At 68.5% G+C, this 20,756-nt stretch carries 25 protein-coding genes; 4 read left to right on the top strand and 21 right to left on the bottom strand.

From position 1 onward, the window contains the following. Positions 1-29: 29 nt before the first annotated feature. Positions 30-890: an oxygenase MpaB family protein gene (locus ACFXIV_RS33055; RefSeq protein ID WP_379401141.1), complete on the top strand. Its 861-nt coding sequence runs from the start codon at positions 30-32 to the stop codon at positions 888-890. 91 nt (positions 891-981) lie between these two features. Here the strand turns inward: ACFXIV_RS33055 and ACFXIV_RS33060 are convergent, their stop codons facing one another. The 9 genes from ACFXIV_RS33060 to ACFXIV_RS33100 all read right to left on the bottom strand — a co-directional run bounded on the left by ACFXIV_RS33060 (position 982) and on the right by ACFXIV_RS33100 (position 8,493). Next, positions 982-1,266 carry a hypothetical protein gene (locus ACFXIV_RS33060; protein WP_379401140.1) on the bottom strand — a complete coding sequence of 95 codons (285 nt, stop codon included), beginning with the start codon at positions 1,264-1,266 and terminating at the stop codon, positions 982-984. 19 nt (positions 1,267-1,285) lie between these two features. Then, positions 1,286-2,815 (bottom strand): YifB family Mg chelatase-like AAA ATPase, encoded by a 1,530-nt coding sequence (locus ACFXIV_RS33065; RefSeq protein ID WP_379401139.1) that lies wholly within the window; start codon positions 2,813-2,815, stop codon positions 1,286-1,288. Between the two features lies 1 nt (position 2,816). After that, positions 2,817-3,173, bottom strand: coding sequence for a YraN family protein (locus ACFXIV_RS33070; RefSeq protein WP_379401138.1), 357 nt, complete (start codon positions 3,171-3,173; stop codon positions 2,817-2,819). Positions 3,174-3,259: 86 nt separating this feature from the next. Beyond that, complete coding sequence (locus ACFXIV_RS33075; protein WP_040859817.1) at positions 3,260-3,565, bottom strand: DUF2469 domain-containing protein; 306 nt, start codon at positions 3,563-3,565, stop codon at positions 3,260-3,262. Between the two features lie 43 nt (positions 3,566-3,608). Continuing rightward, entirely contained in the window at positions 3,609-4,364 is a 756-nt protein-coding gene (locus tag ACFXIV_RS33080) for a ribonuclease HII (protein ID WP_379401137.1), read from the bottom strand. A 27-nt stretch (positions 4,365-4,391) separates the two neighbouring features. Then, the gene (lepB, locus tag ACFXIV_RS33085; protein WP_379401136.1) at positions 4,392-5,213 is read right to left on the bottom strand and encodes a signal peptidase I; all 822 of its coding nucleotides are present in this window, start codon (positions 5,211-5,213) and stop codon (positions 4,392-4,394) included. A 119-nt stretch (positions 5,214-5,332) separates the two neighbouring features. Next, positions 5,333-5,674, bottom strand: coding sequence for a 50S ribosomal protein L19 (rplS, locus tag ACFXIV_RS33090; protein ID WP_379401135.1), 342 nt, complete (start codon positions 5,672-5,674; stop codon positions 5,333-5,335). A gap of 164 nt (positions 5,675-5,838) precedes the next feature. After that, entirely contained in the window at positions 5,839-7,521 is a 1,683-nt protein-coding gene (locus tag ACFXIV_RS33095) for an alpha-keto acid decarboxylase family protein (RefSeq protein ID WP_379401134.1), read from the bottom strand. A 36-nt stretch (positions 7,522-7,557) separates the two neighbouring features. Next, complete coding sequence (locus ACFXIV_RS33100; protein WP_379401133.1) at positions 7,558-8,493, bottom strand: hypothetical protein; 936 nt, start codon at positions 8,491-8,493, stop codon at positions 7,558-7,560. 156 nt (positions 8,494-8,649) lie between these two features. Here ACFXIV_RS33100 and ACFXIV_RS33105 point away from each other — a divergent pair, with 156 nt between their 5' ends. Next, on the top strand, positions 8,650-8,859 hold the full coding sequence (locus ACFXIV_RS33105) for a TOBE domain-containing protein (protein WP_354837704.1): 210 nt from the start codon (positions 8,650-8,652) through the stop codon (positions 8,857-8,859). Positions 8,860-8,928: 69 nt separating this feature from the next. Further along, complete coding sequence (locus ACFXIV_RS33110) at positions 8,929-9,297, top strand: bleomycin resistance protein (protein WP_379401132.1); 369 nt, start codon at positions 8,929-8,931, stop codon at positions 9,295-9,297. Between the two features lie 83 nt (positions 9,298-9,380). Here the strand turns inward: ACFXIV_RS33110 and ACFXIV_RS33115 are convergent, their stop codons facing one another. The 8 genes from ACFXIV_RS33115 to ACFXIV_RS33150 form a co-directional block, all read right to left on the bottom strand. Continuing rightward, the gene (locus ACFXIV_RS33115) at positions 9,381-11,699 is read right to left on the bottom strand and encodes a Tex family protein (RefSeq protein ID WP_379401218.1); all 2,319 of its coding nucleotides are present in this window, start codon (positions 11,697-11,699) and stop codon (positions 9,381-9,383) included. 317 nt (positions 11,700-12,016) lie between these two features. Next, entirely contained in the window at positions 12,017-12,343 is a 327-nt protein-coding gene (locus ACFXIV_RS33120; RefSeq protein WP_379401131.1) for a DUF732 domain-containing protein, read from the bottom strand. A 12-nt stretch (positions 12,344-12,355) separates the two neighbouring features. Next, entirely contained in the window at positions 12,356-13,051 is a 696-nt protein-coding gene (gene trmD, locus ACFXIV_RS33125; RefSeq protein ID WP_379386693.1) for a tRNA (guanosine(37)-N1)-methyltransferase TrmD, read from the bottom strand. 4 nt (positions 13,052-13,055) lie between these two features. Beyond that, positions 13,056-13,592 carry a ribosome maturation factor RimM gene (gene rimM / locus ACFXIV_RS33130; protein WP_379401130.1) on the bottom strand — a complete coding sequence of 179 codons (537 nt, stop codon included), beginning with the start codon at positions 13,590-13,592 and terminating at the stop codon, positions 13,056-13,058. After that, the gene (locus ACFXIV_RS33135) at positions 13,593-13,835 is read right to left on the bottom strand and encodes an RNA-binding protein (RefSeq protein WP_029930032.1); all 243 of its coding nucleotides are present in this window, start codon (positions 13,833-13,835) and stop codon (positions 13,593-13,595) included. Beyond that, positions 13,835-14,275 carry a 30S ribosomal protein S16 gene (rpsP, locus tag ACFXIV_RS33140; protein WP_354837712.1) on the bottom strand — a complete coding sequence of 147 codons (441 nt, stop codon included), beginning with the start codon at positions 14,273-14,275 and terminating at the stop codon, positions 13,835-13,837. Before rpsP ends, ACFXIV_RS33135 begins: the two co-directional genes overlap by 1 nt. A 505-nt stretch (positions 14,276-14,780) precedes the next feature. Continuing rightward, positions 14,781-15,881 (bottom strand): amidohydrolase family protein, encoded by a 1,101-nt coding sequence (locus tag ACFXIV_RS33145; RefSeq protein ID WP_379401129.1) that lies wholly within the window; start codon positions 15,879-15,881, stop codon positions 14,781-14,783. Positions 15,882-15,929: 48 nt separating this feature from the next. Then, positions 15,930-16,319: a hypothetical protein gene (locus ACFXIV_RS33150; RefSeq protein WP_379401128.1), complete on the bottom strand. Its 390-nt coding sequence runs from the start codon at positions 16,317-16,319 to the stop codon at positions 15,930-15,932. A 74-nt stretch (positions 16,320-16,393) separates the two neighbouring features. Between ACFXIV_RS33150 and ACFXIV_RS33155 the strand changes: the two genes are divergently transcribed. After that, positions 16,394-16,714, top strand: coding sequence for a hypothetical protein (locus ACFXIV_RS33155; RefSeq protein ID WP_379401127.1), 321 nt, complete (start codon positions 16,394-16,396; stop codon positions 16,712-16,714). Between the two features lie 61 nt (positions 16,715-16,775). Here ACFXIV_RS33155 and ACFXIV_RS33160 read toward each other — a convergent pair whose 3' ends face one another. The 4 genes from ACFXIV_RS33160 to ACFXIV_RS33175 all read right to left on the bottom strand — a co-directional run bounded on the left by ACFXIV_RS33160 (position 16,776) and on the right by ACFXIV_RS33175 (position 20,741). Further along, positions 16,776-17,513, bottom strand: a complete 738-nt coding sequence (locus tag ACFXIV_RS33160) for an MBL fold metallo-hydrolase (RefSeq protein ID WP_379401126.1) — start codon at positions 17,511-17,513, stop codon at positions 16,776-16,778. A 33-nt stretch (positions 17,514-17,546) separates the two neighbouring features. Beyond that, positions 17,547-18,494 carry a fumarylacetoacetate hydrolase family protein gene (locus tag ACFXIV_RS33165; RefSeq protein ID WP_379401125.1) on the bottom strand — a complete coding sequence of 316 codons (948 nt, stop codon included), beginning with the start codon at positions 18,492-18,494 and terminating at the stop codon, positions 17,547-17,549. A 247-nt stretch (positions 18,495-18,741) separates the two neighbouring features. After that, a complete protein-coding gene (gene ffh / locus ACFXIV_RS33170; protein WP_379401124.1) occupies positions 18,742-20,313 on the bottom strand; it encodes a signal recognition particle protein in 1,572 nt (523 codons plus the stop codon). A gap of 119 nt (positions 20,314-20,432) precedes the next feature. Further along, the gene (locus ACFXIV_RS33175) at positions 20,433-20,741 is read right to left on the bottom strand and encodes a hypothetical protein (RefSeq protein WP_354837728.1); all 309 of its coding nucleotides are present in this window, start codon (positions 20,739-20,741) and stop codon (positions 20,433-20,435) included. Positions 20,742-20,756: the final 15 nt, after the last annotated feature.

Consider the following 20,756-nt stretch of genomic DNA (forward strand, 5'->3'; position numbering starts at 1 on the left):
TGCGCGTTGCTTCGACAAGGAGGTCGACCATGTCATCCACGCCAACCGCCCACGTCACCCCGCTGCCCCGATCCGCGCCGCTGGGCCCCGGTTCGCTGACATGGAAGTACCTGGGCGATCGGCGGCTGATCCTGTTCACCGCCCGCACCGGCACGCTGCAGAACATGCATCCCGCCGTCGGAGCCGCGTTGGATCAGCACTCGAATTTCTTCGACAACCCGTGGGATCGCATCTTCCGGTCGCTCCCGGCGATCCTGGGCGCGGTCTACGACCCCGACGCCGCCGCCACCGCCGCGAAAGTGCGTGACTACCACAAGGATCTGAAGGGTTCGGATTCCCAGGGCCGCCGCTACCACGCACTGAACCCGGACGTGTACTGGTGGACCCACGTCACTTTCATCGAAGCGATCATCGCGATGAACGACTACTTCGGCACCCCGTTCACCGCCGAGCAGAAGGATCAGGTGGTCCGCGAGGGCGTGACCTGGTGGCTGTCCTACGGCCTGTCGACCCGCCCGGTCCTGGACACCTACGCCGACTTTCACGCCTACTGGAATCGCATGCTCGACGAGGAACTCGAGGCCAACCAAACCACGACGTACGCACTCGAGCTCGGTTCCACCAAAATCCCACCGCCGCCCGGCGTTCCGGCCTCGATCTGGGCGGCGATCGGCACCCCGGTCATGAAAGCCAACGTGTGGCTGCTCAACGCCATGATGCCCGAACGCGCCCGCGAAACCCTGGGCCTGCAGTGGTCAGCCCGCGACGAACGCCGCTTCCGCACCTTCGCCACCGCCCTGCGCCTGAGCTGGCCGCTGCTCCCCGACCGTCTCCGCTACTACCGCCGCGCCTACGACGGCATCAAACACGCCGAATCCCAACGGCACTGAAGACACGCCATTCGGCATTACCGTGCGTTCGTCGACCGCCGAACCGGTGCGACCATCAGGCCGGACCCACGCAACCGGCGACGTATCGCGGCTACTGACCCTGGGGCTCGCCCACCGCGGGCCCGATCACGATCTGTGCAAGCAACCCCGGCAGATCGATACCCAGTTGCCGGGTCACCTCATACAACGCGTTATCCAGCGCCACCCGCGTAGACCCCGGCTCGGAGTGCAGCCGCAAAACGGTGTCCGCGTGGCGGATTTCGACATGGCAGACCTTCTCACCGCGAGCGCACCCGGCGACCGGCCGCGGTGCACCGATGACGACATAGGCCTCACCACCGCAGCGGCTGACCCGGCCACTGATGAACATCTGCACTCCACTCCCCCTCAACCGACTACAGGACCGCTTGATAGTTCGACACCGCACGCGTCCCGGATTGGATCCGGCTGGCGTAGTCACCGCCTGCCTGACAGCCACCGATCCAGAAGTGCGATCCTGACGTCCACGTGACTCTGATCGCGCGGTCGGCGCCGCGGGCGGACATACGGCCGTGCTGGAGGGCGTTCTCGACCGGGGCGAGCGCCTCACGGGGCAACCGGAAGCGTTGGCGGAGAACGTGGCCGGGCACCTCCGCATTGGTGGTCATGCCGAGTTCGACCCATCGTTCAGCGGCCGCGTTCCGTGCCGCCGTCACGCGGGCGCGCACCTCTTCGCTGCTCTCGACCTCGTCGCCGGTGAAGGCTCCGGCGGCCTGAGCGTGCATCTGCACCGAGAGATCGATGCGATCCATCAGCGGGCCGGAGAGTTTGCCGAGGTAGCGGCGGCGGGCCAGGGGCGCACAGATGCAGTCGATATCGCGGGCGGGTGCGCACGGGCACGGGTTGGCCGCGAGGACGAGTTGGAATCGGGCCGGGAAACGGGACACCCCGTCCCGGCGCGCGATGCGAACCTCGCCTTCCTCCAAGGGAGTTCGCAGCGCCTCGAGGACCTTGCTGCCGATCTCTGCACACTCGTCCAGGAACAGGACGCCGCGATGGGCGCAGCTGACCGCCCCGGGCCGGGCGGACCCCGAACCGCCGCCGATCATCGCCGTGACCGACGACGAATGATGGGGTGCCACGAAGGGCGGCGCTGTGATCAGCGGGGCATCGTCGGACAGTGTGCCCGCCACCGAGTGAATCGCGGTCACCTCCAGGGAATCCCGTTCGCGCAGCGGCGGCAGCAAGCCTGGAAGCCGTTGCGCCAACATGGTTTTCCCGATGCCGGGCGGGCCCGTCAGTAGCAGGTGATGCCCGCCCGCCGCGGCCACCTCCAGGGCCCAGCGCGCCTGGTCCTGGCCCACCACCTCGCGCAGGTCCCCGATCGATGTCTCGGCCGTCGGCTGGACCGGATCGGGAAGCGCGAGCTCACCGCCGCCACGCAGCCAATCCAGCAATTCGAGCAGGGTCGATGCCCCGAGGACGCGAATGCCGTCGACCAGGCCCGCCTCGGGCAGGGCGGCCGTCGGGACGATGACGGTGCGCCGCCCCGCGTTCCGCGCCGCCAGTACCGCCGGAAGAATGCCGCGCACCCGGCGCACGCGGCCGTCCAGTGCCAGTTCACCCAGCAGTACCGACTCCGAGAGTCGATTCGACGGGATCGCTCCGGCCGCGTCCAGCACGGCACCGGCCAGAGCGACGTCGTACACGCTGCCGACCTTCGGCAGCGTGGCCGGGGACAGGGCGAGGATGACGCGGCCGTCAGGCCACTTCTCGCCCGTATTGGTGACGGCGGCGCGGACACGGTCGCGGGATTCCTGGAGGGTGGTGTCGGGGCGTCCGACCAGGTGGACCGAGGGGAGGCCCTGGCCTATGTCGGCTTCTATTTCTACGAGTTGGCCCTCTACGCCGCTGACGGCGACGGAATAGGCTCTGCCCAAAGGCATTTCAGAACACCGCCTTCAGGTGGCGGATTTCCGGGGTGCGGCCCGGACGCAGGAGGACGGCGACCACGTCGAAGCGGATGCGCAGAAACGGGCCGTTCTGTTCGCGCAGCCAGCGGGCGGCGAGTTCGCGAATGCGGCGCTGTTTGAGGTAGGTGACGGCTTCCTCGGGTGGGCCGCAGGTGAGGGTGCGGCGGGTTTTGACCTCGACGAAGGCCGTCACCTCGCCCTCGCGGGCGATGACGTCGAGTTCGCCGAAGCGGCATCGCCAATTGCGGGCAACGATCTCCATTCCGGCGGCGCGGAGAAAGTCCGCGGCCAGTTCCTCCCCCTGCGCTCCCAGCGCCAGATGCTGTGCCATTCAGCCAGCATGGCCGGGCCCGTGACGGACCCGGCCATGCCGAACTGGGAAAACAGTGAGCCTGTGGATAACCTGCGGTCTGTGGACTAGTCGGGAAGCCGCAGGTCGGTCTTCTCCAGCTCCTCGATATTCACGTCTTTGAAGGTGATCACGCGAACGTGCTTCACGAAGCGCGCCGGCCGGTACATGTCCCACACCCATGCATCCGACATCCGTACCTCGAAGTACACCTCGCCATCGGCGTTCTGCGGCCGCAGTTCGACGGAATTGGCGAGGTAGAAGCGACGTTCGGTCTCCACCACGTACGAGAATTGCCCGACGATGTCCTTGTACTCGCGGTACAGGGATAGCTCCATCTCGGTTTCGTACTTCTCGAGGTCCTCGGCGCTCATCGGGTGGAACGTCCTCCTTGTCGCCCAACTGGGTGTAGAGACATCATCCCGCATACGCCGTGTCGGTAGCCACTCGGCCGGTCTCCCGGACGTTTCGCCACGAACGGCGGTGCTCGGGGGTGATGCCGAGACGGGTCAGCGCCTCATTGTGCTCGGGGGTGTTGTAGCCCTTGTGGGCGGCGAATCCGTAGCCCGGGTATTGCTCGTCCATCTCCACCATGATGCGGTCACGGGTCACCTTGGCCAGCACGCTGGCCGCGGCGATGCAGGCCGCCGAGGCGTCGCCGCCGATCACCGGCAGCGACGGCACCGGGATACCCGGCACCCGGAAGCCGTCGGTGAGCACGTAGCCGGGCACCGGATCCAGCCCGGCCACCGCACGCCGCATGCCCTCGATATTGGCTACGTGGATGCCGATGGCGTCGATCTCCCAGGCCGGGACGACCACCACCTCCCAGGCCAGCGCGAGCCGCTTGATGATGGGGAACAGCTGTTCGCGGGCGTTCTCGGTGAGCTTCTTCGAGTCGTCGAGACCGGCGAGGGAGGCGTAGGCCTTGGGTGGCAGCAGGCAGGAGGCCACCACCAGCGGGCCCGCCGCGCAGCCGCGCCCGGCCTCGTCGACGCCCGCGACCGGACCGAGGCCGCTGCGGATCAGCGCGGCTTCCAGGGTGCGTAGCCCGCCCGCCTGCCGCATGACCACGCGCGGCGGCCAGTCACCGCGGTCGATCCGCTGAATCTTCTTGCCGCCGCGCGCCTTCCGGCTCACACCGGGCTCGGCGACCCTCGCCATCTTCCCCACCGGTCGATTATCCCGCGATTCTCGCCTCTACTGCGGGTCCTGCGCCCGGACCGGACCCATCCGGCTCGGCGGCCAGATCTTGAACACGGCCTTGCCGCGCACATCCTTCACCGGCACGGTGCCCTGCAGCTCGTCCTTCATGTGGTAGCGGGAGTCGGCGGACTCGGCGCGGTTGTCACCCATCACCCACAGATTGCCGGCGGGCACCTTGATCTCGGGGAAGGCACGACCGCCCGCGTTGAACTGCACGTCCGGGTGCTGAGGGTCGAAGGGGTTGTTGAACTTCACGTACGGCTCGTCGAGCGGCTTCCAGTCGGCGCCGGGGCTGTCGTCCTTGACCAGGATCCGGCCTTGCGCGTCACAGCATTTGACCGATTGCCCACCCGTGGCGATGACCCGCTTCACCAGATCGTTCTCGTCCGGCGGCACCAGGCCGAAGAAGGACAGGAAGTTCTGGACCCCGCGCACCACGGTGTTGGAGGAGCGGATCGACTTGTAGTGGCTGTTCCACGAGCTGGTCGGGCCGACGAACACCACCACGTCGCCCGGCTCGGGATCGCCGAAGTAGTAGCTCAGCTTCTCGACATAGATGCGGTCGCCGGTGCAGCCCGCGCAGCCGTGCAGGGTAGGTTCCATGGACTGCGAGGGAATGACGTAGGGCCGGCCGATGAAGGTCACCAGCAGCGCCACGATCAGCGCCGCGAAACCGATCAGGATGGGCAGCTCCTGCCAGAACGGGCGCTGCTTCTTCTTCGACTTCGGCTGGGGTGTCTCGGGCGCCTCGGGCGTCTTCGCCCCATTGCCGTTGCCGGACCCGGACTTCGTCACCGACTCGCTCTCGTCTGCCACCGGAACAGAGTAGCCCGGCACCGCGAAGAACCATGCGGTGCCGGGCTACTCGTTGTCGGCGAGCCGACCGTCGATCCTGCCCCGAGCCGTTCACCGGCTCAGCGGGAGCTGCGACTACTTCAGCGCTTTTCCTTGATCTTGGCGGCCTTGCCGCGCAGATCGCGCAGGTAGTACAGCTTGGCGCGACGCACGTCACCGCGGGTCACGACCTCGATCTTGTCCAGGTTGGGGCTGTGCACCGGGAAGGTGCGCTCCACGCCGACACCGAACGAAACCTTGCGCACGGTGAAGGTCTCGCGGATGCCACCGTTCTGGCGGCGGATGACGACGCCCTTGAAGACCTGGATGCGCTCCTTGTTGCCTTCGATAACCTTCACGTGCACGTTGACCGTGTCACCCGGGCGGAAGTCCGGGATGTCGCTGCGCAGCGAGTTTGCGTCGACGAAGTCGAGGGTGTTCATGTCCGTCCTTATTGGAGTTCGCGCGAACAGAGGAACCTGGCGGCTACCCGGTGAGGGTGCTCTACCGGTTCGTGCTCCGGATATTTGGGCGGTGCCCGGGCACAGCGCGCCCAAAGCAACCTGAGCATTGTGCCAGACGCCGGGATCGCGCGGTTAATCGGCCCCTACGTGCGGGTATTCGCGCGGGTGAGGGCGGAGGCGATGTCCGAGACCAGCGGCGGGTAGTCGGTGGCGCCGGTGATCACCTGCAGGAAGACCAGCCGGTCCTGCTCGTCCGTCGCGGCTTTCAGACAGTGTTGCAGCTCGCCGACCGTGGTCGCGCGGAGGGTGAGGACCGACTCGGCGTCGCCGCCGAAGGCGTGCGGGAGTTCGGGCCAGCGCCACGGGGCGATGTCGTTGTACGGGGCGGCCGGGCCGTGGATGGCGCGTTCGATGGCATAGCCGTCGTTGTCGACCAGGATGATCACGCCGTTCAGCTGCTCGCGGATCCAGATGCCCAGCTCCTGGATCGAAAGCTGGGCCGCGCCATCGCCGATGACGAGGACCGCGCGACGGTCGGGGCAGGCGATGCCCGCGCCGAGGGCGGCCGGGAGGGCATAGCCGATCGAGCCCCACAGCGGCTGGCCCAGAAAGGTGATGCCGGTCGGCATGCGCAGTGTGGCCAGTCCGAAGAAGGCCGAGCCCTGGTCGGCGACGACAATGTTGTTGTTGCCCAGCGCTGCCGCGACCAGGGGCCACAGGGCGGCCTGGGTGAGCGGGGCGTCCACGGCGGGCGGGGTGTCCGGGGCGGCGACCGCCGGGGCGGGAATCGGTGCGGGAGCGGCGAATTCGGGGGCCAGCTCGGTGAGGATCTCCAGGGCCGCGGTGAGCGACAGCGGCGCGAAGGCGTCGACTCCCCCGATCACCGTGCGCTCGGGACCGATATCGATGGTGCGGTGCGGGTCGATGCGGTGGCTGAAACCCGCGGTGATGCTGTCGGTGTACTGGACCCCGACGGTCACCAGGCGGTCGGCGTCCTCGACGGCGGCACGTACCTGCGGCGGGGAGGCCGCACCGGTGTAGACACCGAGGAAATTCGGGGCGGATTCGTCGACCACGGTCTTGCCCCAGGCCAGGGTGGCGTGCGGGAGTCCGTGCGGTTGTCCCGGGGTCGGGCCGACCAGGGTGCGCAACCGGTCGGTCGCTCCGACCCGATCGACGAAGATGTCCGCGAGGACGGCCACCCGCCGGCCGCCGAGGAATTCGCGTGCCGCCTGCGCGAAGGCTGCCCGCGCGCCCGCACTCGAGAAGTCGGCGGGCGGCGCCAGCGGCGTCGCGGGCGGGGACACCTCCACCCGCGCGGTATCTGTGGCCAGCATGAGATACCCCGGACGGCGATGCACGCGAACCGAATTCAGCACCCGGTCGATCTCCTGGCAGGCGTCGGCCGCGCCGAGATCGGCCTGCGCGCAGGTGACTTCGGCGGCGATGCGGCGGAAGTGGTGGAAGTCGCCGTCGCCGAGGGTGTGGTGGATGACGCGGTGACCGGCCTGGATGTCCTTGGCGGGCACGCCGACGATGTGCACGACGGGCACATGCTCGGCGTAGCTGCCCGCGATGGCGTTGACCGCACTCAGCTCGCCCACGCCGTAGGTGGTGACGACCGCGCCGATGCCGCGCAGGCGGGCGTAGCCGTCGGCGGCGTAGCCGGCGTTCAGCTCGTTGGCGCTGCCGATCCAGCGGATGTCGGGGTGGGCGATGACATGGTCGAGGAACTGCAGATTGAAATCGCCGGGAACGCCGAAGATTTCGGTGACGCCGAGTTCCCGGAGCCGATCGAGCAGATAGTCGCCGACAACGTAGCCCATGGCTCAACCCTGGCACGCCGACCGACAGTCAGCAACTCATTGGCTATCGACCGATTCCGGGGGATGCTCCGCGGACTGGGGCTCGAGGGGCCGATCCCCGTGCTTGCGCCCGTGCATGAGGTGCAGGTGGGCCGAGGGCGGCGCGTGCGGGGCCGGGACCACGGTCCGGGCCAGCTCCTCCTCGGCGGCCCGGAGCACGTGCGCGGCATCGGGCTTGCCCGCCAGCAGGTCCTGCACGAAGATCTTGGCCCGGATCATCGGGCGGCGATAGCGGCGCTCGCGCCGCACGGCACGCCGCATGAGGCCCGAGCCGGAGGCATAGCGCCAGCGCGCCCAGGGTGCGCCCGGGCGGCTCAGCCGCAGCGCGCCGATGACCAGCAGCGGCGGGAAGAACATTCCGAACAGACCGGTCCAAATCTTGCCCTTGGCAATGACAATGGCCGCCAGCAGCAGATTCCCGAACGCGAACCCGATCGTGAACAGCCGCTCGGGCACATTCTGATCGGTCCGGAGATCACGGATATTACCGATGTTCAGCAACCACAGCGGATGGAAACCGAGCAGCAGCAGCCCGGTCACGGCAAGGGCCACGAACACCGCATCGACCGAGGTGCGGCCCTGCTCCTCCCAGTACACGTCGCGCAGGTAGTAGATGAGCGCGAACTCGTCGAGCACCAGCGCCGCGCCGAGCCCGAACACCGCGGCCAGCGCACTGGTGACGCCGACGCTGCTCTGATACAGCGTCACGAACCCGACGCCGGAGCCGAGCACCAGGATCACCCCGAACACCATGTGGTGGATGTGCACGTCCCCGGCCCGCACATTGCCCGGCCACCAGCGCACCTGTTTGCGGATGAGCCGCACGCTGATTCGGATCAGCAGGAACCCCACGATGAACCCCAGAAGCAGGCATGCCAATGGCATTCTGCCGTGTGCCACCACGACATCTTCCCACCACCGATGCAGGTGCATGCCCCTGTCGCCTCCGAAACCTCGTGCGAACGCCAACCCCCGCCACGCTACCCGCGCCGCCCACCCGCACGGAAAGATCACATGCGGTCGCGACGTGATCGAGCAACCTTCCAGCCACCATCGAAATGGCGGCTGCCGGTGACTAGGCTCACCACCATGCGACTGAGTACACGAAACCAGCTCGATGGAACAGTCACCCAGGTCACCCGCGGCGAGGCCATGGCGGTGGTGCGCATCCGCCTCGCAGGTGGTGACGAGATCACCTCCTCCATCACCCGCGACGCCGCCGACGACCTGGGTCTCGCCGACGGCAAACCCGTCAAGGTCCTCATCAAATCCACCGAGGTCTCCCTCGGCGTCGAATAACCCACCACGAGCACGCCGAGGCGCCCCCGAACCGGGACCGCCTCGGCGTCTTCATTTTTCGGAGCTTCCATGCCGGACGACATCACCTTCGATCGCGTCGCCCCCGTGATCCCGGTCCTCGACCTCGACGCCGCCCTGGCCCGCTATCGCCGCCTCGGGTTCAGCGTCCACGCCTACGAGGGCGACGCTCGCTACGGCTTCGCCGACCGCGGCCGCGTATCCCTGCACCTCACCGAGTGGGACGAGCACGACGCGATACGAACCGCCGCGGCCGTCTACCTCTACGTCTCCGACGCCGACGCGCTGCACGCGGAGTGGGCTTCCGCAGACCTGCCCGGCCGCCTCACCACCCCGGTCGACACCGATTACGGCCTGAGGGAATTCGGCTACGTCGACCCCGACGGCACCCTGCACCGGGTCGGCTCCCCACTGAGTTAGCGGTGCCTGTCCGAGTTCGGAAACGGCCGTCCGGCCGGACCCGGGTGTGGGTGCGGCCGGACGGCTGGTTCGGGACCTGCTGGTCAGCGGCCGAAGCCGGCGCGGCGGAGGGCGTCGGCCATCGAACCGCTGGGGGCGGGCTGGTTGCGATTGCCGCCGCCCTGACGTTGACCGCCCTGGCGCTGGCCGCCCTGGCCGCCCTGCCGGTTGTCGCGGTTGCCGCCGCGCTGGCCGCCGCCCTGGTTGTTGCGCGGGCCGCGGTCGGCACGGTCGGGCTTGGCGTTTCCGGGCTCGTCGTCGAGGCGCAGGGACAGGCCGATGCGCTGGCGCTGGACGTCGACCTCGAGGACCTTGACCTTCACGACGTCGCCGGACTTCACGACCTCGCGAGGGTCCTTGACGAAGTTGTGGGACATGGCCGAGACGTGGACCAGCCCGTCCTGGTGGACGCCGATGTCGACGAAGGCGCCGAAGGCGGCCACATTGGTGACGACGCCCTCGAGCACCATGCCGGGCTTCAGGTCGGCGACCTTCTCGATGCCCGCCGCGAATTCAGCGGTCTTGAATTCGGGGCGCGGGTCGCGGCCGGGCTTCTCGAGTTCGGCGATGATGTCGGTGACGGTCGGGACACCGAACCGCTCATCGGTGAAGTCGGCCGGCCGCAGAGCGCGCAGGGCGGAGGTGTTGCCGATGATCTCCTTCACACCCTTACCGCTGGCATCGAGGATGCGCCGGACCACGGGGTACGCCTCGGGGTGCACGCCGGAGGTGTCCAGCGGGTCGTCGCCCTCGCGGATGCGGAGGAAGCCCGCGCACTGTTCGAACGCCTTGGGGCCCAGGCGCGGGACATCCTTGAGTGCGGCGCGACTGCGGAACGGGCCGTTGGCATCGCGGTGCGCCACAATGCTTTCCGCGATCGAGTTGGAAATGCCCGAGACCCGGGACAGGAGCGGGACGGAGGCGATGTTCACGTCTACGCCGACGGCGTTCACCGCGTCCTCGACGACCGCGCCCAGCGAGCGGGCCAGCAGGGTTTCGGAGACGTCGTGCTGGTACTGGCCGACGCCGATGGACTTCGGGTCGATCTTCACCAATTCGGCCAGCGGGTCCTGGAGCCGGCGGGCGATGGAGACGGCGCCGCGCAGCGACACGTCCATGTCGGGCAGTTCCTGCGAGGCGTATGCGGAGGCCGAGTACACCGACGCGCCCGCCTCGGAGACCACGATCTTGGTGGGCTTGTTCTCGGGGATGCGCGAGATCAGTTCGGCGGCAAGGGCGTCGGTCTCGCGGGAGGCGGTGCCGTTGCCGATGGCGATGAGCTCGACATTGAAGCGGGCGACCAGTGCGCCCAGCACGGCCAGGGACTTCTCGGTCTGCCCCTGCGGCTTGTGCGGGTAGATGACCTCGGTGGCGACCACCTTGCCGGTGGCGTCCACGACGGCGACCTTCACACCGGTGCGGTAGCCCGGGTCCAGGCCCATGGTCGAGCGGGTGCCGGCGGGCGCCGCGAGCAGCAGGTCGCGCAGGTTGGCCGCGAACACGTCGACGGCATCGCGTTCGGCAGACTGCCGCAACCGCATTCGGGTATCGATGCCCATGCTGACCTGCAGCTTGGTCCGCCACGCCCAGCGCACGGTGTCCAACAGCCAGGAGTCGGCGGCGCGGCCCTGATCGGCGATCCCGAACTTGATGGCGATGCGACCCTCGTAGATCGGGCGCTGCCCGTCCTCGGGCTCCTCGGTGTCGGGTTCGAGGTGCAGGTTGAGCACCTCTTCCTTCTCACCGCGCAGCAGCGCCAGGATGCGGTGCGAGGGCAGCTTGCTGAAGGGCTCGGAGAATTCGAAGTAGTCGGCGAACTTCGCGCCCGCCTCCTCCTTGCCCGCGCGCACCGTCGAGTTCATCTGCCCGCGTTCCCACATGAGCTCGCGCAGTTCACCGACCAGGTCGGCGTCCTCGGCGAAACGCTCCACCAGGATGGACCGCGCGCCGTCGAGCTGTTCGGCGTTGTACTGCGCGGGATCGGTGGTCGGGTCGGTCAGGAGTGCGTCGGCCACGGGCTCGTGCCCGGCCTCGCGCGCGATCTGCGCCTTGGTGCGCCGCTTGGGCTTGTAGGGCAGGTAGATGTCCTCGAGGCGGGCCTTGGTGTCGGCGAGCATGATCTGCGCGTGCAGCGCCTCATCCAATTTGCCCTGGCTGCGGATGGATTCGATGATCGAGCCCCGGCGGTCGTCGAGTTCGCGCAGGTAGCTCAGGCGCTCGTCGAGGGTGCGTAGCTGGGCATCGTCGAGCCCGCCGGTGACTTCCTTGCGGTAGCGGGCGATGAACGGCACGGTCGACCCGGCGTCCAGGAGTTCGACGGCGGAGCGCACCTGCTCCTCGCGCACCCCCAGCTCGTCGGCGATACGCCGGCCGACGCTGGCGAGGCGGACGGTGCTCTCGGTGCTCGCTGCACCCGTGGATGCGGCACCTGCGGATGCTGCGCTGACGGTTTCGGAGGCTGTCGTCACGCCCGCAGACACTACCGCCGCCACCCGACAGTGCGTGCAAGGCCCACACAGGATTCGGTCATTGCCCCGCCTCTCCGAGACTTCAGCGCCCCGCCGAGAGCCGTCACCCGTGACGCATGCGTGCCTGCGCCGGGTGCCGAATCACGCCTGGGCGTACCCGGGGAGTTACCCCGATCCTCGCGAAATCAGTTGTTACGTACCGAATTTCACCGTCAGCCGAAATCTCTTGGGGACGCCTTGAATTCGGGGCAGTACACCGCGACGGCCGCGCGGGCGAGCCTTTCCCCGAATCCCCACTGGTCGGTCGCTACAACCGGGGTGCCCGCGCGCAGCCGGGCGCAGATGTCCTTGCCCTCGGCGATCAGGCGCTGCCCGTCCGCGGTGTCCTCGTAGCCGGGCGACGCGACCGTCTGGTCGCCCAGGTGACTCAGGAAGAGCACATCGAGGTTGTCCGCGACCGCCTTGCCGCCGCCGAACATCGCGGCGAACAGGGCCAGCCCGGCCAGCGTCGCGCTGAGAAATCCTCTGGTTTCACGCATGATGAATCTCCTTCACGCATGGCCCAAGTTATCCGGTAGGAGGTCGGGCCTGCGTTCGGCCGTGCGGCGCAGCGACTGTTCGTGCCGCCACCCGGCGATCTTGGCATGGTTGCCGGACAACAGGATTTCGGGGACGTCGAGACCGCGCCAGGACACCGGCCGGGTGTAGGAGGGGCCTTCCAATAGACCGTCGGAGAACGAATCCTGTTCGTGGGATTGCTGATTGCCGAGGACGCCCGGGATCAGCCGGACGAACGCCTCGGTCATGACCAGCACGGCGGCCTCGCCGCCGATGAGCACGTAGTCGCCGATGCTGACCTCTTCGACGCGCACCCGGCGCGCGGCATCGTCGAAGACACGCTGGTCGATGCCCTCGTAGCGACCGCAGGCGAAGACGATGTGCTGTTCGGCGGACCACCGTTGCGCGGTCTCCTGCGTGAACGGCACGCCCGCCGGAGTCGGCACCACCAGGAGCGCGTCGTCCGGGCACACCTCGTCGAGGGCGTCGCCCCACACGGTCGGCTTCATGACCATGCCCGGCCCGCCGCCGTAGGGGGTGTCGTCCACCGACTTGTGGACGTCGTGGGTCCACCGGCGCAGGTCGTGCACCTCCACCTCGAGCAGACCCTTGTCGATCGCCTTGCCCAGCAAGGCCGCTCGCATCGGCTCGAGGTATTCGGGGAAGATCGTGACTACGTCGATTCGCACGCCGCTACTCCGGGTCCAGCAGGCCCTCGGGCGGGTCGATGACGATCAGGCCGTCCGCGACCGACACCGTCGGCACCATGGCCAGCACGAACGGCACCAGGATCTCCCGGCCCGCGGGCGGGAACGCGGCCCCGGCCTTGATCGAAAGCAGTTCTCCCGCAGCGGAATGCAGCACCTCGTTGACGGTGCCGACCTGGGTGCCGTCGCCGAGTTCGACGCGCAGGCCCTCGAGCTCGTGATCGTAGTACTCGTCCGGGTCCTCCGACGGTGGCAGATCCGCGGAGTCCACCACGAACAGCATGCCCCGCAACGCATCCGCGGCCGTGCGGTCGGCGACGCCGTCCAGACGCAGGAGAAGCCGGCCCGAGTGCTCCCGGACCGACTCCACTTCGAATTCCTGCGTCTGCTTCGCGCGCGGCAGCTTCCCCTTCAGGACGCTGCCGGGCGCGAACCGCAGTTCCGGCTCGTCGGTGCGGACTTCTACGACGAGTTCGCCACGCACACCGTGTGACTTGGCGACCCGCCCGACGACCAGTTCCATCTACTGATCCGTGTCGACCACGTCGACGCGAATGCCCTTACCGCCGATCCCGGCGACCAGGGTGCGCAGGGCGGTCGCGGTACGACCGCCACGACCGATCACCTTGCCCAGATCATCCGGGTGCACGTGCACCTCGACGGTCCGGCCACGACGGCTGGTGATCAGCTCGACGTGGACGTCGTCGGGATTGGCGACGATGCCGCGCACCAGGTGCTCGACGGCATCGGCGACAACGGCACTCATTACTCGGCAGCTTCGGTGGTGGCCTCAGCGGCCTCGGCGGCCTCGTCCTTCTTGGCGGCCTTCTTCTTCGGGGTGACGGCCTCGGCGACCGGCTCGTTCTCGGCGGCGGCCAGCGCGGCGTTGAACAGGTCCAGCTTGGACGGCTTCGGGGCCTTGGTCTTCAGGGTGCCCTCGGCGCCCGGCAGGCCCTTGAACTTCTGCCAGTCGCCGGTGATCTCCAGCAGACGCTTCACCGGCTCGGTCGGCTGCGCGCCGACACCCAGCCAGTACTGAGCGCGCTCCGAGTCGATCTCGATGAGCGACGGCTCTTCCTTCGGGTGGTACTTGCCGATGGACTCGATGGCGCGGCCGTCACGACGAGTACGGGCGTCGGCGATGACGACGCGGTACTGCGGGTTGCGGATCTTGCCCATACGGGTCAGCTTGATACGAACAGCCATGAGCTGATGCCTTTCAAATGGTTGGTCACGTCGCAATTCAGCAGCCCACACGAGGTGGACCCGGTTTTGCGTCAAGTGCTGTGACCGCCGCGCGGTACGGAACCGGAGACGGGCTGACACTGTCCTCGATGAGGACGATCGTCCATTCTGCCAGAGCACCGGCGGCCCGGAGAAATCGCCCTGAGCCGGCCCCGGAAACACCACAGCCCACCGGGTACGACCCCGATGGGCTGCGTCTCACGCAGAGCCTACGGCTGAACCGGGCCGGGCCCGGAGCTCCCGGACGTCAGCAGCTTCACGATCAAACCGGCCAACACGCTAATGGCCAGGGTTTCGATAGACCCCACGGTCATCTCCTCATCGAGTCGAAACAACAAACGTCTGAAGCATGACCGATTCACTTTGAATGCGCAGCCGAATCGCCAGACCCGTCCGACCGACCCCTCACCTGCGGCGCATGCAGCTCGTGGTGCAGAACTTGGCGGGTCGCCTGAGCACCCGGAGCTCAGCGGTGGCTGGTGACCGGGTCGCGGCGGTTGTAGACGCGGCCGCGTAATACCACCCAGGAGGGGGTGGAGAGCGCGGCCAGATTCTTGCGTGGGTCTTCTTGGTACACAACGAAATCGGCGGGGGCGCCGGGTTCGATGCCCGGGCGGCCGAGCCAGGTGCGGGCGTGCCAGGACGAGGCGCCGAGGGCGTTGTGCGGGGTGAAGCCGGCGCCGGCGAGGGCGGCGATCTCGTCGGCGATGCGGCCGTGGCGGATGGAGCCGCCGGCGTCGGTGCCGGTGTAGATGGGGACGCCGGCCTCGTGGGCCTTGGCGACGGTGGCGCGGGAGCGGCGGTGCAGGTCGCGCATGTGGGCGGCGTAGTCGGGGAATTTGGTTGCGCCGTCGGCGATTCCGGGGAAGGTGTCGATATTGATGAGGGTGGGGACGAGGGCGGTGCCGTGGGCGGCCATCAGGGCGATGGTGTCGTCGGTGAGGCCGGTGCCGTGCTCGATGCAGTCGATGCCGGCGTTCAGCAGGCCGGGCAGGGCGTCCTCGCCGAAGACGTGGGCGGTGACGCGGGCGCCCTCGCGGTGGGCGGCGTCGATGGCGGCCTTCAGGATGTCGTCGGACCACAGTGGGGCGAGGTCGCCGATCGCGCGGTCGATCCAGTCGCCGATGATCTTGACCCACCCGTCGCCGCGGCGGGCCTGCTCGGCGACGATCTCGGGCAGGTCGCGCTCGTCGTCGAGTTCGATGCCGAGTTCGCGGATGTAGCGCCGGGGGCGGGCGATGTGGCGGCCCGCGCGGATGATGCGCGGGAGGTCGTCGCGGTCGTCGATGAAACGGGTGTCGATGGGCGAGCCCGCATCGCGCAGCAGCAAGGCGCCCGCGTCCCGCTCGACCTCGGCCTGGGCGATCGCGCCCGCCGAATCCTCGTGTCCGCCGCCGTATTTGATGCCGACATGGCAGTGGGCGTCGACCAGGCCCGGCACGATCCAGCCGGAGGACTGCACGGTGTCGGCGTCGGTAATCGGCTCCGCGGAGATCCGGCCGTCGCGCACCCAGACGTCGCGGACTTCGTCATCGGGCAGGACCATGCCGCGGAAATGCAGCCGCATGCCGACCTCCTCGCCTGGGACGTATGTCTCGACACGAATCCGGGTCCACTATCGCATCAGTCGTCGAGCACGGTGACATCGGTGCGCTCCCGGCAAAGCGCGCGAATGGCATCCAGCCCGGCCGCGATCACCGGATGCTCGGCCGCCGCCCCGCCGCACCGCGGACAGATGACGGCGGACCGGGACCGGATCGTCGTGCAGCGGGACGCGCACCACCGCCAGCTCCGGCGGCAGGAACGCGAGCCGGGGCACCGGACTCACCCCGAACCCGTGCGCCACCAGGGCCGCGAGGGCGGTCGGCATCGCACTGATCCGCAGCACTCCCGCGATGCCCGCCCGGTGCGCCGCCAGCTCCGCCCGTGCGCTCTCCGCCTGTGCCGCAAGCAGATCCGCGTGCCGCAGCAGCGTGTGCCTCGCGGCCGTCAACTGCACCCGCATTCAAAATTTGAAGCACGCGAGTTTCAATATCCGTTTACGATCGGGTCACACATCACTTTGCTGGAGGCCCACCCATGTCATTGTTGTTCGCCCGCAATCGAATCCGCCTGACAGTCGCCGCGTTGGCGATCGGCGCGACCGTCACCGCAGTCGGCGCCACCGCACAGGCCGCGCCCGTCTCCCTCGACCAGCCGTCCCCGGACACCACCACCGCCGCCCCCATAGCGACCAGCTCGGGGTCCAGCGCGTTCGGAGTCAACTGGGATCCGGGCATGATCACCGCCTCGGCTGCGGCACCCATCTCGATCGTGGCCGTGATCCTCTGCAGTATCGGATTGAGCACCGGCAGCACCAAGGTCACGCCCGGCAACGACAACCCCTGCCTGCCGATCTGACCTCACCGTCGGCCCCTGGCCGCCGCCGGAACCTGTGGCCCGCGGCGGCCCGGCCCGCCGATCACGGCCGGGCGAAATCGCCCAGCAGGCTCGACAGGTCGTGCCGGACCGGCAGCCCATGCCCGGGAACCAGAATCCCGGCCTCCAGCGTGCTGAGCGCGCGGGCGCTCGCGAGCGTCCCCGCCTCATCGTGGTTGAACACGCTCGGAAGAAGTTGCAGACCGGTCTCGAGCAATAGGGGGTGACCGGTGACCAGGGCGTCGCCGGAGAACAGCACACCCTCGGACGGCATCAGATACGCCGTGTGACCGTTGGTGTGACCGGGCGTCGGCACCTCGACGAAACCGCCGGGTAGCGCCGCCAGGGTGTCGGCGTCGGCGGTTCGAGCGGTCGGCACGGTCATCCCGATGTGACCGACGCAGGCGCGCAGGGTCTGCGCGACCCAGACCGCCCCGCGCCGAGTCCGCAACTGCCGCACCATGTCCACGGGCGTGATCTGCTGCAGGTACTCACGTTTGGCGTGCCGGACCTCCTCGGCGCCGGTGTAGACCGGCACGCCCAGGCGTTCGACCAGGGTCGGAATCGCACCGATGTGATCGAGGTGCGCGTGGGTCAGCAGGACCGCGGCGATATCGCCGAGCTCGTGCCCGATCTGGCGCACCGAGCTCAGCACCGACTCGGTGTCGGCGGGATATCCGGCGTCCACGACGGTCACGCCGCGCTCGTCACTGACCAACGCCCAGTTGACGTTCGTGCCCGCGACGACGTAGACGGAATCGGAAACCTGGTCGATTTTCACGTACCCCTCCTCAGTGCCGGATTCGGTGGTCGATCACGGCTGGATTCGATGTTCGATGACGCCGATGCCGTCGATCTCCAGGCGCAGCTCGTCGCCGGGAGCCAGCCAGCGGCCCACTTCCATACCGCTGCCACCAGGCAGGGTGCCGGTGGCCAGCAGCTCACCCGGATACAGCTGCTCCGAGCGCGAGACATGCGCAATGGCCTCACCGAGCGAGAAGCGCATGCCCCCGGTCCCGGTGCGGGACACCGTCTCCCCATTGATCGCCACCGTGGCCGTGAGCCGATCGAGCCGGTCGGCCACCGCCGCACCGGCGACCGCCGTCCCGGACATCGAGCTGACGAAATGCTTGGACTTCTGCGGGCCGAAACCCGACCGCATTTCCGCCAATTGCACATCCCGCGCCGAGAAGTCGTTGACGACCACCACCGCCGCGATCGCGGCCAGCGCCTCCTCCGGCGACGCGTCGCGCAGGGGAACGCCCAGCACCACCCCGAGTTCGAGCTCGAAATCCAGTGCGCGACTGTAGGCGGGCGGCGCGATCGGGACACCCGAGGGCACGATGGTCAGCGCATTGGACAGGTAGTAGATGGGCTGGGCGTACCAGAGCCGGTGCGGCCGGTAGGCCGGGAACGTCCGGCGGGTCAGCGTCTCGAACGCCTGCCCGAGCCGGTATCCGGCGGGCAGGAATCGGCGGGCCATCCCGCGCGCGGCGTCCACGGCATGCTTCTCGTAGAGCATGAAGTCCCGGAACGAGGCCGGGCATACCGGCAGCACCGTGGCCCCATCGGCGAGGTCCAGGCGCTCGTAGCGGGCCAGCTCGAACTCCTCGGTCCAGGCCGAGGGCACGAGATCGGCTGCGCCGCCCTCGGATTCGCCGACCGTCGTCCACCCGCCACCGGTGTCGATCTGGCGGAGGATGCGCCGCCGGTCGCGGTCGAGGGTGCGGCGCAGGCGCGGGAGCGGGGTGGGTTCGGTCATCGCATCACCGGTTCTGCCGCGTCGGAGGACACCAAGTGGTCACGCAGGAACCGTACCGATAATTCCGACCATTGCACGGCATGACCCATGGCGCAGTAGTCGTCATCGGCGTACAGGACCAGTTGGGCGTTGGGGGCACCGATGGCGATGTCGATCGAATCCTGGGTAAGAACGCACGATGACCCTTGGCCGGGAACGCAATTCGGCCCCGCCCGGGTGGGGTGGGGCCGAATCGGGTTCGCGTGGATCAGTTCTTGGGGAAGTTCAGCTTCGAGAGGTCGAAACCTTCCAGGCCCGGCGGCAGCTCGTTGAGACCGGCGGGGAGGTTGGAGAGGTCGGGCATACCGGCGGGCATGCCGCCCGGGAGGCCGGGCATACCGGGGAAGCCGCCGCGCACCTTCGGCGGGGTCGGGCCGCGCCCGCCCTTCTTGCCCTTCTTGCCCTTCTTGGTGTTCTTGCCACCACGGCCCGCGCCCGGCAGGCCGAACTGCCGGGACATCGCGCCCATCATCTTCCTGGCCTCGAAGAACCGGTCGACCAGCTGGTTGACGTCGGACACCGCGACGCCCGAGCCATTGGCGATGCGCAGGCGGCGGGAGGCATTGATGATCTTGGGGTTGGCGCGCTCGGCGGGGGTCATGCCACGGATGATGGCCTGCACCCGGTCGAGCTGCTTGTCGTCGACCTGGGCCAGCACGTCCTTCATCTGCCCCGCGCCGGGCAGCATGCCCAGCAGGTTGCCGATCGGGCCCATCTTGCGGATGGCCAGCATCTGCTCGAGGAAGTCCTCGAGGGTCAGCTCACCCGAGCCGATCTTGCGGGCGGCCTCCTCGGCCTGCTTGGCGTCGTAGACCTGTTCGGCCTGCTCGATCAGGGTGAGCAGGTCGCCCATGCCGAGGATGCGGCTGGCCATGCGGTCGGGGTGGAAGACGTCGAAGTCCTCGAGCTTCTCGCCGGTGGAGGCGAAAAGGATGGGCTGACCGGTGATTTCACGCACCGACAGGGCCGCACCACCGCGGGCGTCGCCGTCGAGCTTGGTGAGCACGACACCGGTGAAGCCGACGCCGTCGCGGAAGGCCTCGGCGGTGGCGACCGCGTCCTGACCGATCATGGCGTCGAGGACGAACAGGGTCTCGTCGGGGTTGACGGCGTCGCGGATGCCCGCGGCCTGCCGCATGAGCTCCTCGTCGATGCCGAGGCGACCGGCGGTGTCGACGATGACCACGTCGTACTGCTTGGTCTTCGCCTCTTCGATACCGGCGCGCGCCACATCGATCGGGTCGGAGGCCGAGACGCCCAGCGGGTTCTCGCCGCCGCCGATGGAGGTGCCCGGGTGCGGCGCGAAGACCGCCACCCCGGCCCGCTCGCCGACCACCTGCAGCTGGGTGACCGCGCCGGGACGCTGGAGGTCACAGGCCACCAGCAGCGGCGTATGTCCCTGCGCCTTCAGCCATTTGGCGAGCTTGCCCGCGAGGGTGGTCTTACCGGCACCCTGCAGACCGGCCAGCATGATGACGGTCGGCGGGTTCTTGGCCAGCCGCACCCGCCGGGTCTCGCCGCCGAGGATATTGATGAGCTCCTCGTTGACGATCTTGACGACCTGCTGCGCCGGATTCAGGGCGGCGGAGACCTCGGAGCCCTTGGCCCGCTCCTTGATCTTGGCGATGAAGCCGCGCACCACGGGCAGCGCCACGTCGGCTTCGAGCAGCGCCAGCCGGATCTCACGGGCGGTCGCGTCGATGTCCGCCGGCGACAGGCGTCCCTTGCCACGCAGATCCTTGAGGGCACCGGCCAACCGGTCGGAAAGGGATTCGAACACCGATGCTCCTGATCTCGAGGGACGTCACTCGAGATACCAGGGTAGTGGGATCCGCGTGATGCCGTTGCGCCAGGCTCGGACCTGCGCGAACGAGGCGGCGTGGCAAGCGGTTCCGGCGGCTATTCCAGCGAGCGGGGACGCGGGCCGGGCCGCCGCAGATCATGGTTCTCGGTGGCGACCATACCGACCGCCTCGCGGGCGGTGAGGCCCAGTTCCAGGGCGAGCCCGTCCAGCAACGCCCATTCGGCGTCGGAGGGCGCCTGGTCGGCGACGGTGGACGCGATGGTCATCGCGGTCACCGCCTGCTGACCGCTCAGGGTGCGCCCTGGCAGCCAGGAGACCACCCAGCGATCACCACCGACGCAGCGGGCGATGTGTGCGGTCAAATCGCTGGTCATCATCGACGCGGATACGACTTCGATTGCCACCGACCTGCTCCCCTC

This window comes from Nocardia sp. NPDC059236 (genome assembly GCF_042754085.1).
Taxonomy (GTDB): Bacteria; Actinomycetota; Actinomycetes; order Mycobacteriales; family Mycobacteriaceae; genus Nocardia.